The organism is Thioclava sp. DLFJ4-1 (assembly GCF_002020145.1).
GTDB lineage: Bacteria > Pseudomonadota > Alphaproteobacteria > Rhodobacterales > Rhodobacteraceae > Thioclava > Thioclava sediminum.
The window spans coordinates 1112636-1126644 of the sequence record NZ_MPZT01000001.1; the positions used below are offsets into that span (position 1 = coordinate 1112636).

At 63.6% G+C, this 14009-nt stretch carries 13 protein-coding genes and 1 pseudogene; 1 reads left to right on the plus strand and 13 read right to left on the minus strand.

What is annotated here, in order from left to right; all coding sequences use genetic code 11:
• Positions 1–158: 158 nt before the first annotated feature.
• The 11 genes from BMI85_RS05040 to uxaC all read right to left on the minus strand — a co-directional run bounded on the left by BMI85_RS05040 (position 159) and on the right by uxaC (position 11363).
• Positions 159–1040: a sugar kinase gene (locus tag BMI85_RS05040; protein WP_246831626.1), complete on the minus strand. Its 882-nt coding sequence runs from the start codon at positions 1038–1040 to the stop codon at positions 159–161.
• On the minus strand, positions 1037–2557 hold the full coding sequence (locus BMI85_RS05045; RefSeq protein WP_078599794.1) for an altronate dehydratase family protein: 1521 nt from the start codon (positions 2555–2557) through the stop codon (positions 1037–1039). Before BMI85_RS05045 ends, BMI85_RS05040 begins: the two co-directional genes overlap by 4 nt.
• Positions 2550–3734, minus strand: a complete 1185-nt coding sequence (gene uxuA / locus BMI85_RS05050; RefSeq protein ID WP_078599796.1) for a mannonate dehydratase — start codon at positions 3732–3734, stop codon at positions 2550–2552. Before uxuA ends, BMI85_RS05045 begins: the two co-directional genes overlap by 8 nt.
• The gene (locus tag BMI85_RS05055) at positions 3731–5170 is read right to left on the minus strand and encodes a mannitol dehydrogenase family protein (protein ID WP_078599916.1); all 1440 of its coding nucleotides are present in this window, start codon (positions 5168–5170) and stop codon (positions 3731–3733) included. Before BMI85_RS05055 ends, uxuA begins: the two co-directional genes overlap by 4 nt.
• Positions 5148–5891, minus strand: coding sequence for a 2-dehydro-3-deoxy-D-gluconate 5-dehydrogenase KduD (kduD, locus tag BMI85_RS05060; protein ID WP_078599798.1), 744 nt, complete (start codon positions 5889–5891; stop codon positions 5148–5150). The genes BMI85_RS05055 and kduD overlap by 23 nt, the downstream gene beginning before the upstream one ends.
• Positions 5888–6712: a 5-dehydro-4-deoxy-D-glucuronate isomerase gene (gene kduI / locus BMI85_RS05065; RefSeq protein WP_078599800.1), complete on the minus strand. Its 825-nt coding sequence runs from the start codon at positions 6710–6712 to the stop codon at positions 5888–5890. Before kduI ends, kduD begins: the two co-directional genes overlap by 4 nt.
• Before the next feature lie 11 nt (positions 6713–6723).
• Positions 6724–7029, minus strand: coding sequence for a cupin domain-containing protein (locus BMI85_RS05070; RefSeq protein ID WP_078599802.1), 306 nt, complete (start codon positions 7027–7029; stop codon positions 6724–6726).
• Positions 7030–7042: 13 nt separating this feature from the next.
• Entirely contained in the window at positions 7043–8323 is a 1281-nt protein-coding gene (locus BMI85_RS05075; RefSeq protein WP_078540065.1) for a TRAP transporter large permease, read from the minus strand.
• Between the two features lie 4 nt (positions 8324–8327).
• Positions 8328–8885, minus strand: coding sequence for a TRAP transporter small permease (locus BMI85_RS05080; protein WP_078545537.1), 558 nt, complete (start codon positions 8883–8885; stop codon positions 8328–8330).
• A 62-nt stretch (positions 8886–8947) separates the two neighbouring features.
• The gene (locus BMI85_RS05085; protein WP_078545535.1) at positions 8948–9928 is read right to left on the minus strand and encodes a TRAP transporter substrate-binding protein; all 981 of its coding nucleotides are present in this window, start codon (positions 9926–9928) and stop codon (positions 8948–8950) included.
• 28 nt (positions 9929–9956) lie between these two features.
• On the minus strand, positions 9957–11363 hold the full coding sequence (gene uxaC, locus BMI85_RS05090) for a glucuronate isomerase (RefSeq protein WP_078599804.1): 1407 nt from the start codon (positions 11361–11363) through the stop codon (positions 9957–9959).
• A 143-nt stretch (positions 11364–11506) separates the two neighbouring features.
• On the opposite strand from uxaC, the gene BMI85_RS05095 reads away from it, so the two are divergent.
• Positions 11507–12169, plus strand: coding sequence for a GntR family transcriptional regulator (locus BMI85_RS05095; protein WP_246832483.1), 663 nt, complete (start codon positions 11507–11509; stop codon positions 12167–12169).
• Between the two features lie 73 nt (positions 12170–12242).
• Here BMI85_RS05095 and BMI85_RS05100 read toward each other — a convergent pair whose 3' ends face one another.
• A complete protein-coding gene (locus BMI85_RS05100) occupies positions 12243–13490 on the minus strand; it encodes a hypothetical protein (protein WP_078599806.1) in 1248 nt (415 codons plus the stop codon).
• A 352-nt stretch (positions 13491–13842) separates the two neighbouring features.
• Positions 13843–14009: pseudogene (locus BMI85_RS21615) on the minus strand (aldehyde dehydrogenase (NADP(+))); the annotation flags it as partial.

Sequence of the window (14009 nt, forward strand, 5' to 3'; positions counted from 1 at the left end):
CCATAAGACCGAAGAGCTGAGCCGACGACTGGGGTGAAGAATGGAGATTGAAGCCCGATCCCCTCTCGGGTCGCGCTGCGTGCCGCTGGAACCGGCAATCTTGGCCACTCGGGGGATCGCGGCATCGCAAGTTGCAAGACGAGCCCCCTCTTTGGTAGCTACGCAGCTATGATCGCCCCCGGCTGCGCGATCACCTCGAGCGCGCAGGCATGAGCCTGAACAAGGCAGCCCTCGTCTGAAGCGCCCCGAAAATGCGCGGCGAGCCATGCACCGTTGAAACTGTCGCCGGCTGCGGTGGTATCGACCACCTTTTGCGCAGCAGGCAGGTCGAGCGGCTTGGCGGTGGGATCGAGCGATATCGCCCCTCCCGCGCCCATCTTCAACGCGCCTTTGCGCGCGCCCCAGCCGTTAAGCCGTGCGCGCACCGCTTGCGCATCGCGATCACCGAAGAGCGCCATCTCGTCATCCAGCGAAGGCAGCGCAATGTCACTGATGCGCCACGCCGCCTCGGTCACGGCGCGGGCGGTCTCGATATCTTCCCAGAGCCGCGGGCGGTAGTTGGAATCGAAAGCCACCCGGGCGGGATGTGCCTCCAGATGTGCCAAGAGCGACAGGCGCACCGAATGGGGCAGGATCGCCAGCGTGATCGCGCTGAGATAGATCAGATCGACCCCTTCAAGCTGCGCGAACCCGTCCTCAAACAGGCAGCGCGCCGCGGATTGATCGCGCCAATAGGAAAAGCTGCGCTCTCCCTTTGCGTCGAGTGCGATCGCGTAGATACCGGGCAGACGCTCGGGGTGGCGACGAATGTGCGCGCAGCCCACGCCTTGGGCGGCAATGAAAGCGCCCATGCGATCGGAGACCGCATCACGCCCCAGCACGGTCACGAATTCGACCTGCGCTGCCGCCCCAGTCGCGCGCGCAAGATAGACCGCGGTGTTGAGCGTATCGCCGGCAAAGCCGATCTGCTGCTCGGGGCGATCGAAAGACAGCTCGACCATCGCTTCCCCGACGCATGCGATCACGGGTTTCTTCGTCACATCACCGCTCCGATTTGCCACGGCTGGAATTCGTTATCGCCCAGCCCGAGGTCTTCAGATTTGGTTTTCTCTCCCGATGCGACACGCAGGATCGCCTCGAAGATTTCCGCGCCCTTGTCAGCGATCGACACGCCTTGGCTGAGGATGTCGCCGCAGCCGATATCCATATCGTCGGGCATCGCCTCCATGAGCCGATCCGAAGTCGCCAGCTTGATCGTCGGCGCGGGTTTCGAGCCGAAGGCAGAGCCGCGCCCGGTGGTGAACACCACGATCTGCGCACCTGCCGCGATCTGGCCCGTCGCCGAAACAGGATCGTAACCCGGGCTATCCATGAAGCTCAGCCCCGGCGTGCGGACCTGCTCGGCATAGTCATAGAAGGCCCGCAGCGGCGTCGCCCCGGCCTTCGCGACCGCGCCGAGGGATTTCTCGAGGATCGTGGTGATCCCGCCCTGCTTGTTGCCGGGGCTGGGGTTGTTGTCCATCGATCCGCCGCCCTGTGCGGCATAGCCCTCCCACCAGTCGAGACAACCAAGGAGCTTTTCGGCCACCTCGGGCATAGTGCGGCGCAGCAGCAGATCTTCGGCGCCATGGATCTCGGGGGTCTCGGAGAGGATCACGCCCCCGCCCTGCCCCACGATCAGGTCCGAGGCCACACCCAGCGCCGGGTTTGCGGTGATCGCGGAGAACCCGTCCGAGCCGCCGCATTGCAATCCGATCCGCAGCGCGGAAACCGGGCAGGAGCTGCGGCTGGCCTTGTTAACCTGCGGCAGGATCTCGCGCAGCTTCGCCTTGATCGCCTCGATCGTGGCGCGGGTGCCGCCGGTCTCCTGAATGGTCAGCGCATGGAACCGTTCGGTCCCCGCAGACCCGAAATGCGCCTCCATGCGCGCGATCTGCATCACTTCGCAGCCCAAGCCCACGAAGATCGCCGCACCGACATTCGGGTGGGTCGCATGCCCCCAGAGGACACGCTCGAGGCTGTCCGCCCCGCGCCCGCTCGCCGCCATACCGCAGCCGGTGCCATGGGCGAAGGCGACGACGCCATCGATGTTGTCATAAGGATCGAGCGCGCCCTCAGCCGTGATCTCGGCGGCTGCGCATTTGATCACCGTGGCCGAGCAGTTCACCGTTGCGCAGAGCGCGATATAATTACGCGTGCCGACCCGACCGTCGGCGCGTTCGTAGCCCATGAAACTGCGGGGCGCGACCTTCGGGATCGCGGCCTCGGCGTTTGCGAGATCCGCGCCGATCTGGTGGGTCTCGTCATGCTTGGAATAGCTGACATTGTGGCTATGGAGATGTTCGCCCACCGCGATCGGGGCACTGGCGCGGCCGATAATCTGGCCAAACTTGATCACCGGATCACCCTCGGCCATCGCCACCCGCGCCAGCTTGTGCCCGGCGGAGACTGGCTGCGCGAGCGGTTCACCGGTGCCAAGCGGGATGCTGCCCGCATCGGCGCGCGCGGCCAGAACGGCTACGGTATCGCGCGGATGAAGTGTAATCGCTTCAGCCATCGCGACGCCCTTTCAACCCGGCAATCACGCCGCGCATCTCGGCCAGCCCGCGCATCCGCCCGATCAGCGGATAGCCAGGGAAAGAGCCGCGGGCGGCGTCATCGAGCAAGACATGACCGTGATCGGGGCGGAACGGAATCTGCGCATCCGCACGCCCCTCGGACGCCCGGCGCGTTTCCTCGGCCAGCAGAGCCGCGGAAACCGCGACCATATCGGTATCGCCACCCAGATGCGCGGCTTCCTCGAAACTGCCATCGGGATCTTTGCGCACGTTGCGCAGATGCGCGAAATGGATATGCGGCGCAAAGCGCTCGGCGATCGCGGGCAGATCGTTGGCCGGGTTCGCCCCGAGCGAGCCGGTGCAAAGCGTCAGCCCGTTCGCGGGACTATCATGCGCCCGCAGGATCCAGTCGATATCCTCGGCGTTGGAGACGACACGGGGCAGACCCAGAATGTCGCGCGGCGGATCGTCGGGATGGACGCAGAACCGCAGCCCCAGCTCCTCTGCCGCGGGGATCACCTCATCGAGGAAGCGTTTGAAATTGCGCCGGATCTCGTCGCGATCGATACCGTCATAAAGCGCGAGCTGGTCCCGCAGCCCGGCGATGTCGTAGCGGTCATAGGCACCCGGCAGACCCGACATGATCGCGTGCAACAGCGCGTCACGCTCGTCTTGTGTCGAACCCTCGAACAAGGTCTTGGCGCGGGCGCAAACGTCGGGCGTGTAATCGTCCTCGGCCCCTTCGCGCTTCAGCATGTGAATCTCAAAAGCCGCCATGCGATAGGCCTCGAAGCGCAGGCAGCTACCGCCTGTCGCAAGTGGCGCGGTCAGATCGGTGCGGGTCCAGTCCAGAACAGGCATGAAATTGTAGCAGATCGTGGTGATGCCCTCGGCGGCGAGATTGGCCATCGATTGACGGTAATTGGCGAAGAGCGCGCTCAGATCGCCTTCGCCGCGCTTGATCCGCTCATGGATCGGCAGGCTTTCGACCACGTGCCAATGCAGCCCCGCCGCCTCGATCCGGGCGCGCCGCTCCGTGATCGCCTCGCGCGACCAGACCTCGCCATAGGCGATCTCGTGCAAGGCGGTTACGATGCCGGATGCGCCCGTCTGCACGATCTGCGGCAGGGAAATCGTGTCCAGCTCGGGGCCATACCAACGCCAGCTCTCGATCATTGGAGAACCTCCCGCACCGCGGCGCGCGCGCCTTTTTCGACGAGCACGCGATAGGCCTCCGTGACCGGGGCCTGCAGGGATTGTGCGAGCTCGGGCGGAAACACAGAACGCAACGACAGAAGCGCCGCAACCTTGCCCTCGGCATCCGCGGCACTGTCGGAGAGCGCACGCAACTCAGCGGCCAGCGGGTCTTTCACCTCGATCGGCTGCCCGCTCTCGTCGACGCCGCCGACGTAGCGCATCCAGGCCGCGATCGCGAGCATCAGGCCCGGGCAGCTCCGCCCGGCCTTCAACGCATCGGCGACGGTGGCCAGAATGCGCTGCGGCAGTTTCTGGCTGCCATCCATCGCGATTTGCCATGTCCGGTGACGGATCGCGGGATTGGCGTAGCGCTCTGCGAGCGCGTCGGCATAACGCTCGAGCGAGACGCCCGGCGGCGGGGTCAGCGAAGGGATGATCTCGTCGCGCCACAGATAGCGCACGAAGTCGGCCATCACCTCGTCGTCCATCGTGTCGGAAATCGTCTCGAACCCCGCCAGATAGCCAAGATAGGCCAGAGAGCTGTGGGTGCCGTTCAGCATCCGCAGTTTCATATGCTCGAACGGAGTGACGTCGCTGACCATCTCGACACCGACCGCGCCCCAATCGGGCCGCTCGCCATCGACGAAATCATCCTCGATCACCCATTGGCGGAACGGCTCGTGCATTACCGGCAAGGCGTCGTGCCAGCCGGCGAGCTCTTCGAGCCGCGCGATGTCCTCCGGCTTCGTCGCGGGCACGATGCGGTCCACCATGGTCGACGGGAACCGCCCCTCAGCCGCGATCCAGTCCGCCAGCTCCGGGTCGATGCGACGCGCCAGATCCAACACCACGCCGCGCAGCAGCCGGCCGTTTTCGGGCAGGTTGTCACAGCTCATCGCGGTGAAGGGACGCAGGCCGCGCGCGTGGCGCAGCTGCAGCGCACGCACAAGATAGCCGGGCGCAGAGACGGGCAGGTCGTTGGCCATGTCATGCACGATATCGGGATGATCGGGGTCAAGCGCGCCGGTCGCGGGCGAATGGCAATAGCCCTTCTCAGTGATCGTGAGCGATACGATGCGCACATCCGGATCGACCATCACGTCGAGCACCGCTTGCGGATTTTCGCGGGCCACCAGAATATCGCTGACGATCTCGATGCGCTCGGGCGTTTCGCCCTCGGGGCCGAACTCCAGCCCGCTATAGGCGAAATCCTGCGGCGCCAGCGCATCGCGCATCCGCGACGATTGCAGCGACACGCCGGTGATCCCCCAGTCGCCGCCGCTTTTCGCAGCAGCCTCAGCCGTGTAGATCGCCCCATGGGCGCGGAAGAACGCGCCGAGGCCGAGATGGACGATACCGGTTTTGAGCTTCGCGCTTTCGCGGGTGAGACGTTCAGCGGGCAAGCCAGCCTCCATCGACATTCAGGACCGCGCCATGGATGTAGCGCGCGGCGGGGGAACACAGGAAGGCGGCGGTGCCGCCGATATCGGAAGGATCGCCCCAGCGCCCGGCCGGAATTCGCGCAAGGATCGCTTCGCTGCGCTCTGGATCGGCGCGCAGAGCCTCGGTGTTGTTGGTCGCGATATAGCCGGGTGCGATGGCGTTTACGTTGATCCCTTTGGCCGCCCATTCGTTGGCGAGGATCTTGGTCAGCCCCGCCACACCATGCTTGGACGCGGTGTAGGACGGCACGCGGATGCCGCCCTGAAAGGATAGCAGCGAGGCGATGTTCACCACTGCCGAAGGCGTATTGCCCTGCTCGAGCGCGGCGCGGGCGAAGGCTTGCGTGGTGAAGAACAGCGCCTTGAGGTTCACGTCCATCACCGCGTCCCAATCGGTCTCGGTGAACTCCAGACTGTCTTCGCGCCGGATGATGCCCGCGTTGTTCACGAGGATCGAATAGCCCGCCTCCGTGAAGCTGTCCTGCGCGGCCATCGGGTCCGCGAAGTCGAGGAGCAGCGCCTCGCCCTGCCCGCCCGCATCAGCGATCATCGCCAGCGTTTCGGTGCATTCGCGCCGCCCAGCACAGGTCACATGTGCGCCTTGCGCAGCCAGCGACACAGCGATTGCCTGACCGATGCCGGTGTTCGCGCCGGTGACGAGGGCGCGGCGGTTCTCTAGCGAAAACGGGCTCATTTCAGATCCGCCGGCTGCACGAAGTCCATGTCGGTGTAATCGACATTGTCGCCCGCCATCGCCCAGATGAAGGTATATTCGCCGATCCCGGCCCCGGAGTGGATCGACCACGGCGGCGAGATCACGGCCTCCTCGTTGGCGATCATCATGTGGCGGGTCTCGGTCGGCTCGCCCATCAGGTGCAGCACGCGCGCCTCGGGCGTCATGCCCCAGTAGAGGTAGGCCTCCATCCGGCGGTCATGGACATGCGCGGGCATCGTGTTCCAGACTGACCCCTCGACCAGTTGGGTATAGCCCAGCACCAGCTGGCAGCTTTCCATCACGGTCGGATGGATGAACTGGTTGATGACGCGTTTGTTGGAGGTCGCAGCTTCGCCCAGCTCGACGCGGTTCGCCTCGGCAAGCTTGATCAGGCGATGCGGACAGGCGCGATGCGCGGGGGCGGAAACCAGATAGAACCGGCCGTCGCCCTCGAAGGTCACCGGTCCTGCGCCCATGCCCAGATACAGGACATCACCGCGCCCCATCTCCCAGGTGTCGCCAGCGGCTGAGACGCGTCCCGTGCCGCCGATATTCACGACGCCCATTTCGCGCCGCTCGAGGAAGGTGGCGGTCCGCGTCTCGTCCACCACGTCGAGCGTCAGCGATGCGCCATTCGGCACCGCGCCTCCGAGGGTGAAGCGGTCGTAATGCGTGTAGATCAAGCGGATCTCGCCGGGCGCGAACAGCCCCGTGCCCAGGAAATGCTCACGCAGCTCTTGCGTGCCCATGGTGCGGGCGTGATCGGGATGGATGGCGTGGCGGGTTTCTACGCTGAGCATTGAATGTCCTTTCACAAAAAGTCGTCGCGGCGCGGGGTAAAGCAGTCGAGCAGCTCCCCCGCTTCGACGCAGACACAGCCGTGTTCGGCGCCGGACGGTATCATCAGGCTGTCCCCGGCGCGCAGCACGTGCTCCGCACCATCGAGGACAAAGCGAAATTCGCCGGAGGTGCAGTAGGTGGCCTGCACGTGAGGATGGGAGTGGAGCGCGCCCTCTGCCCCGGCCTCGAAGCGAACCGAGACCAGCATCATCTGCTCGTTTTCGGTCAGCACCTGACGGGCGATGCCCTCATCGGGATAGGCGATCGGATAGCTCATGCGAAAACTCCTCTCAGTGGAAGACCGACGGCAGCCAGAGCGAAAGCGCCGGGATGTAGGTCACCAGCATCAGCGTGGCGAAGGTCGCGAAATAGAACGGCCAGATCGATTTCATCACCGTCGTGATCGGCACCCGGCCCACTGCGCAGCCGACGAACAGCACCGCACCGACCGGCGGCGTGCAGAGACCGATCCCGAGGTTGAGCACGAGGATCACCCCGAACTGCACCGGATCGACGCCGAAGGCCTGAGCCACGGGCAGGAAGATCGGCGTGGTGATCACGATCAGCGGCGACATGTCCATGAACGTGCCCAGCACCAGCAGCAACAGGTTGATCAGCAGCAGGATGACGATCGGATTATGCGAGAAATTCTCGAGCAGATTGATCAGCTTGGCCGGCACTTGCAGATAGGCCAGCAGCCAGCCGAAGGAGGCCGCGCAGCCGATCACCATCAGCACCATCGCCGTCGTGCGCACCGCGCCCTTGGTCGCTTCGATGAAATCCGACAGCTTCATCGTGCGATACAGGAAGACGGTCACCAGAAGCGCGTAGACCACCGCGATATTGGAGCTTTCAGAGGCGGTAAAAATGCCCGAGCGCACGCCGCCGAAGATGATCAGGATCATGATCAGACCGGGCATCGCGTTCCAGAACAACCGCCCGAGGGCCCTGCGACCGGGAAACGGTTCGGTCGGGTAGCCGCGGCGTTTGGCGACGAAATAGGCGGCGGTCATCAGCGACAGCGCAAGCACCAGACCCGGAATAATCCCGGCGGTGAACAGGTCGGCGATCGAGATCTTCCCGCCTGCCGAGATCGAATAGATGATCATGTTATGGCTGGGCGGTAGCATCAGCGCGATGATCGCCGCCGTGACGGTGATGTTCACGCCGTAATCCGCGCCGTAACCTCGTTCGCGCATCTGCGGCACCATCAGGCCGCCCACTGCCGAGGCATCCGCCGCAGCCGAGCCCGACACGCCGCCGAACATCACCGAGGCGAGGATGTTCACCTGCCCCAGCCCGCCGCGCATATGCCCCACCAAGGCGCCCGCCAGCGCGACCAACCGCCGCGCGATATCGCCGCGCACCATCAGGTCACCGGCATAGATGAAGAACGGGATCGCCATCAGCGCAAAGACCGAGACGCCGGAATTCAGACGCTGGAACACCACCACCGGGGGAAGCCCGAGATAGGTGACTGTCGCAAAGGAGGCCACGCCGAGACAGAATGCGACCGGCGTTCCGATCAGCAGAAGGACGGTAAAGGTCCCGAACAAGATCCAGAGTTCCATGAGCTCAGTTCCCTTCGCCAGTTACAGCTTCGCCCTCGAGCTCCGCCGCGTCGTGATCGTCGCCGAACCGCGACGTAGACAGACCCGCGAGCCGGCGCAGGATGCGCTCGGCGCAGAAGATCATCAGCAGCGCTCCGCCCGCCGCGACCGGCACGAAGCGGAAGGCCCCGGAAACGCCGAGCCCCGAAATCGTCGTGGCGGCCATCTTGTCAGCCAGCTCCCAGCCGTATTTGAGCATCCCGAAACCGAAGGCCGCGACCACGAGGTCAGAAATCGAGAAGAAGGTCAGGCGCACCTTTTCGGGCAGCACGAAAAGCAGCACGTCGAAGCTGAGGTGGTAGCCCTCCCGGATGCCGACAGCCGCGCCGAGAAAGATGAACCAACCCATCAGGATCACACTGGCCGGTTCGGCCCAGAACAGGCTTGAGCCGAGGACGTAGCGGTAAAAGACCTGGGCGAAGACGAAGGCCGTCATCAGCACCAACCCGATCCCTGATAGCCATAGGGCAGCCTGGCCCAACCAGCCGGTCCAGACGGCTAGTTTCTCCACAATGTTGCGCATCGGAGGGAACTCCACGGAAAGAAGGTGCCCCCGCCCCTTCGGGCGGGGGTCGAGGGGTCAGATCACTTCGTCGCTTGAATGCGCGCCACCAAATCCTTCGCCTCGGGCGTGGTCACATACTTGTCGTAGACCGGCTTCATCGCGTCGATGAAGGGCTGCTTGTCGATATCCTTCACGACTTTGACGCCAGCCGCTTCGACCTTGTCCTCGGATTTCTTTTCCTGCTCGGCCCAGAGCTTGCGCTCGAGCGTTTCCGAGTTCTTCGCAGCAGCCTTGATGACCTTCTGGTCGTCGGGGCTCAGCTTGTTCCAGGTCGTGAGCGACATCGCCACCAGTTCCGGCACCATCAGGTGCTGGTCCTGCGTGTAATAGGGCGCGACCTCGTAATGGCCCGAGCTGTCATAGGAGGGCCAGTTGTTCTCTGCGCCGTCGATGACGCCGGTCTGGATCGAGGAATAGACCTCGCCATAGGGCATCGGCGTAGCATTGGCGCCGATCGCCTTCATCATGTCGACGAACACGTCGTTCTGCATCACGCGGAACTTCATGCCCTGAAGATCGTCGATCGATTTGATCGGATGCTCGGAGTTGTAGAAGCTGCGCGAACCGGCGTCGTAATTGGCCAGCTGCACCAGATCATGTGCCTCGAACGCCTTGCCGACTTCCGCGCCGATCGGCCCGTCGAGAACGTGGTGCTGATGCTCGACCGAGCGGAACAGGTAGGGCAGCGAGAACAGCTGCGTTTCCGGCACGATGTCGTTAAAGGTGCCGAACGAGGCGCGCACCATGTCGATCACGCCCAGCTGGGTCTGCTCGATCGTATCCTTTTCCTCGCCGAGCTGAGCCGAAGGGTAGACCTCGATGCAGATTCGGCCATTGGTCTTCGCCTCGACCTCTTTCGCCATCGATTTCACCGCCTCGACGGTCGGGTAGCCGTCGGGGTGGGTGTCCGACGAGCGCAGGGTCATGTCGCAGGCCGACGCGGTCGTGACGCTGGCGGCCGAAATCAGCAGCGCAGCGATAGGTGTCAGTGTCTTCTTCATTACTTCTCTCCTCCCAGAAAGTGCTCAATCAGAGCTTGTAGGCTTGGCGTGCAAGCCTGTGTGTGAGGTCGTGGATGACCTCAGAAGCTTCCTCCTCCGTCAGCCGCCCGGTGGCGACCAAGTTGGCAAGGAATCCGGCATCGACCCGGCGCGCGACGTCATGGCGCGCGGGGATCGACAAATAGGCACGGGTGTCGTCGTTGAAGCCGACCGTGTTGTAGAAACCCGCGGTTTCGGTGGTCATCTCGCGGTAGCGCCACATGCCCTCGAAGCTGTCGTGGAACCACCACGCGGGGCCGAGGCGCAGACAGGGATAGACCCCTGCCAGCGGCGCCAGCTCGCGCGCATAGGTGGTCTCGTCGAGTGTGAACAGGATGACGCGCAGCTCGGGGTTCTGCCCCACCGCATCCAGAAGCGGCTTGAGGGCTGCGACATAATCGGTGCGCGTCGGGATATCGCAGCCCTTGTCGCGCCCGAAGCGGGACAGGATAGGATCAGAATGGTTGCGCGACGAGCCGGGATGGATCTGCATCACCAGACCGTCCTCGCAGGACAGCTTCGCCATCTCGGTCAGCATCTGGGCGCGGAATGCCTCGCGCTCCGCCGCGTCCGCTTTCCCCGCGAGCACCTTGTCATAGAGCGCCTCTACCGCGGCGCGATCCAGATTGAGCGTCGCGGCACTCGGATGACCGTGGTCGGTCGAGGTCGCCCCGAAAGAGGCGAAATAGGCGCGCCGGTCGCGATGGGCGTCCAGATAGGCCGCGAAGGATGTGCCCGACTGCCCGCCAAGCTGACAGAACGTCTCGACATTCTGCGCGAAGCCTTCGAAATCGGGATCGACCACCGGATCGGGGCGATAGGCGGTGATCACGCGCCCGCCCCACCCGCTTTCGCGGATCATCCGGTGCCATTTCAGATCCTCGAGCGGGCTTTCGGTAGTCGCGATCACCTCGATATTGAACTGATCGAACAAAGCGCGCGGGCGCATCTCCGGGCGCTGAAGCGCCTCCGAAATGCGATCGTAATACATGTCCGCGGTGTCGGCGCTGAGCCGCTCGGTGAAGCCGAAGATCGTCTCGAACGCATAGTCCAGCCAGATCCGCGAGGGCGTGGCGCGGAACAGGTGGTAATGCTCCGCGAACAGCCGCCAGATCTTGCGGCCATCGGTTTCCGTCTCGCCGCCATCGACGCGCGGCACGCCAAGCGCTTCCAGCGGCACGCCTTGGCTGTGAAGCATCCGGAACACATAGTGATCGGGCGTCACGAAAAGCTGGGCGGGATCGGGAAAGGCTTCGTTCTGCGCATACCAGCGCGGATCGGTATGGCCGTGGGGCGAGATGATCGGGGCGTCCTTGATCGTGTCATAGAGATCGCGCGCAAGGGCACGAACCCCCGGATCCGCTGGCAGCAGGCGATCTTTATTCAACAGCGCCATGGTCTATCGCTCCCCCTGTAGCTATTTTCTTAGGTGGACTACCACCGAACTAATAAACTAATATGCTAGAATACCCGGACCGTCAACGAGGAGTTCCGATGCCCGCGCCCCTGCCTTTGACCCAGCTTGATCAGAACGCACGCATGTCGGTTTCCGATGTCGTTTTCGAACATTTACGCCAACAGGTTCTGGGGCTATCCCTGCCACCGGGCACCAAGCTCTCAGAAGTGGAGGTCGCCAAGCAGATGGGGGTTTCGCGCCAGCCGGTGCGCGATGCCTTCTACCGTTTGTCGAAGCTCGGATTTCTTGTGATTCGACCTCAGCGTGCGACGACGGTCTCGCTGATTTCACGCGAAGCGGTGCTGCAGGCGCGCTTCATTCGCAACGCGCTCGAGGTTGAAACTGTGCGCGTCGCGGTCGCCGCATTGACCGATGAGGATCTCGCGGCGTTGCGCGATCTGATCGAGCAACAGCGCGCCGCGATGGAAAAGGGTGAGAAGACCAAATTCCACGAACTGGACGATCAGTTTCATCGCGAGATCTGCACCCGTGCCGGGCTCGGCTTCACATGGGAACTGATCGCCGAGAACAAGGGGCACATGGACCGCGTGCGGATGCTGTCGCTGTCTTTCGCCTCGCGCGATGCGTTCGACGATCACGTGAAGATCCTGAGCGCGCTCGAAAGCCGGGACCTTGACCGCGCGACGCAGGCGATGCGCGATCACCTGTCGCGGATCCTCGATCAGATCGACCGCATTCAGGATGATCACACAGAGCTTTTCGAGGTCGCGCCTCGGCAGAGCTGAAGTCGGGACGGCGTGATCGCCGAATACTTCGACTTAGGAACGCAAGGTCGGCATAGGAGAAGGCATCGGGCGCCTACCCCATCCCCGGCCCATCAATCTCGTCATCGCGCGACAGCTGCAGCGCACCAACACCGGCCTCCCCTGCACGCACTAGGAGATCCAGAATCCCCTGGATGATCCGGTCTTCGTCGCTCTCACCAAGCTTAGTGAGACAGTTAGGCATATCCTCCATCACTAACTCGCCGCCCAAAATTTCGGCACCGCCGCCGGAAAGCGCGGCGATGACATTGCTCAGGGCGGCTTGCTTTTGCGCAAACTCAAGAGTTCTTCGGTCGAGCTCCGCAGACTGCACTCGCATCTGCTCCGCGATCGCCTTGCGCGCGGCATGTTGTTTCGTCGTTAGCCGCGCTTTTCGCGGCCCGTCGCGCAAGAGCCCGCAGTGCTCTCCGACCGCCCGGTGGTAATCGTCCTGGAACTGACGCATGGCCGCACGGTAGGCGACCATTTCCGGAACCTCACCCCGCAGTTTTCGAGCCGCCTTCAGATGGGTGCGGTTCTCTTCTTTCCACGACGCGAGCACCTTCGCATTTTCAGCCCGCGCCGCGCGACAGTCCGTGCGCCACGCCTCAAGACGCGCAGCATTATGCGCCTTGTTGCGCGCGATGGTCTCCGGTCGCTTGCCAAGAGCCCGCTTGCGCGGTCTCGGAGGAAGAGGCTTGGGAATGGGACGCGGGAGCGAGCAAATGGCCGAAGGGGTCTCGCAGGAGGCGCGCACCTCCGTGGCCGCGCGTTTGCCCGCATGCAGCTTGTTCGCATCGAGCTTCGGATCGTCGACATTGATCGCCAAGATGTGGAGGTGGACATGGGCCTCATCGAGATGCAGCACGGCCGCCCACTCCACGCCCTGCGGCATCCGGATTTTAAAATGCGCAAGCACTCGCTGCACCCAGGTCTTGATCTCAGGTGCATGCCGTCCCCCATCATGGGTCAGGGTCTCAACCGATAATGGATGCGAGTGAATTTCCGCATAAAGCGTCGCCGCATCCCGACGCAGCCGACGCTGATAGCTCGTGCCTTTCGCACTTTTCACGGTCTCACGGATCGTCTCCACCTTCTTGGCCCAGAGCGCCTCGAGCTTTTTGAGCGTCGTCGTGCCGTCAAGCTTGATTGGCGTTTTCGGCTCCGCAACATGGCGCGAATAGCGTGGCACCCGCATCGCCTCGCCAAAGACCTGCTCGGCCGTGTTCACCTGCTCAGGCGCCCCCTTAACCTTGCGCGGGGCGGCCGAGTAACATTCGATATGGACAAACTGATAGCTCATGGATCACCTCTTCTCTTCCTTGGCTCTCGCTCGAGGATAAGTTGGTGACCTGAAAAAACGGGCAGGAGACCGGTGCGAAAAACGGCGCCGGGGGTCTGTCGGGAAAAGCTAGCTATATGACAGACTATAGCTAGCTTTCCTGAACGGCTGGATTGCGGGCCGGCGCGGCAGCTTCGGCTTATGCTCAAAAAAGGCGGCACGCGGGGGGCACCATAGTTCGCCCCCCCGGGAAGGACTTCGCCCGACCAAAAATCGAAGGCCTGCCAAACGCAGCAACATCCTCAAGAGCGTGTAGCTTAAGCGACCACTTCAGGCTGTTCATCGTTCTGCCTGAAACGAAAGCCGACGAAACTCACGCAAGGTCCGCGGGCAGCACGCCCTCGGGGATGTTCTGGTAGCAGACCGGACGCAGGAAGCGCCGGATCGAAAGGGTGCCGACCGAGGTCGCGCCGAAGTTCGTGGACGCGGGATAGGGCCCGCCATGGACCATTGCGTCACAGACCTCCACGCCGGTCGGGA

Excerpts from the sequence above, each read along its gene's own strand:
- BMI85_RS05045 (WP_078599794.1), bottom strand. The coding sequence starts at position 2,557 with ATGGCTGAAGCGATTACACTTCATCCGCGCGATACCGTAGCCGTTCTG.
- uxuA (WP_078599796.1), bottom strand. The coding sequence starts at position 3,734 with ATGATCGAGAGCTGGCGTTGGTATGGCCCCGAGCTGGACACGATTTCC.
- BMI85_RS05055 (WP_078599916.1), bottom strand. The coding sequence starts at position 5,170 with ATGGAGGCTGGCTTGCCCGCTGAACGTCTCACCCGCGAAAGCGCGAAG.
- kduD (WP_078599798.1), bottom strand. The coding sequence starts at position 5,891 with ATGAGCCCGTTTTCGCTAGAGAACCGCCGCGCCCTCGTCACCGGCGCG.
- kduI (WP_078599800.1), bottom strand. The coding sequence starts at position 6,712 with ATGCTCAGCGTAGAAACCCGCCACGCCATCCATCCCGATCACGCCCGC.
- BMI85_RS05070 (WP_078599802.1), bottom strand. The coding sequence starts at position 7,029 with ATGAGCTATCCGATCGCCTATCCCGATGAGGGCATCGCCCGTCAGGTG.
- BMI85_RS05075 (WP_078540065.1), bottom strand. The coding sequence starts at position 8,323 with ATGGAACTCTGGATCTTGTTCGGGACCTTTACCGTCCTTCTGCTGATC.
- BMI85_RS05080 (WP_078545537.1), bottom strand. The coding sequence starts at position 8,885 with ATGCGCAACATTGTGGAGAAACTAGCCGTCTGGACCGGCTGGTTGGGC.
- BMI85_RS05085 (WP_078545535.1), bottom strand. The coding sequence starts at position 9,928 with ATGAAGAAGACACTGACACCTATCGCTGCGCTGCTGATTTCGGCCGCC.
- uxaC (WP_078599804.1), bottom strand. The coding sequence starts at position 11,363 with ATGGCGCTGTTGAATAAAGATCGCCTGCTGCCAGCGGATCCGGGGGTT.
- BMI85_RS05095 (WP_246832483.1), top strand. The coding sequence starts at position 11,507 with ATGTCGGTTTCCGATGTCGTTTTCGAACATTTACGCCAACAGGTTCTG.
- BMI85_RS05100 (WP_078599806.1), bottom strand. The coding sequence starts at position 13,490 with ATGAGCTATCAGTTTGTCCATATCGAATGTTACTCGGCCGCCCCGCGC.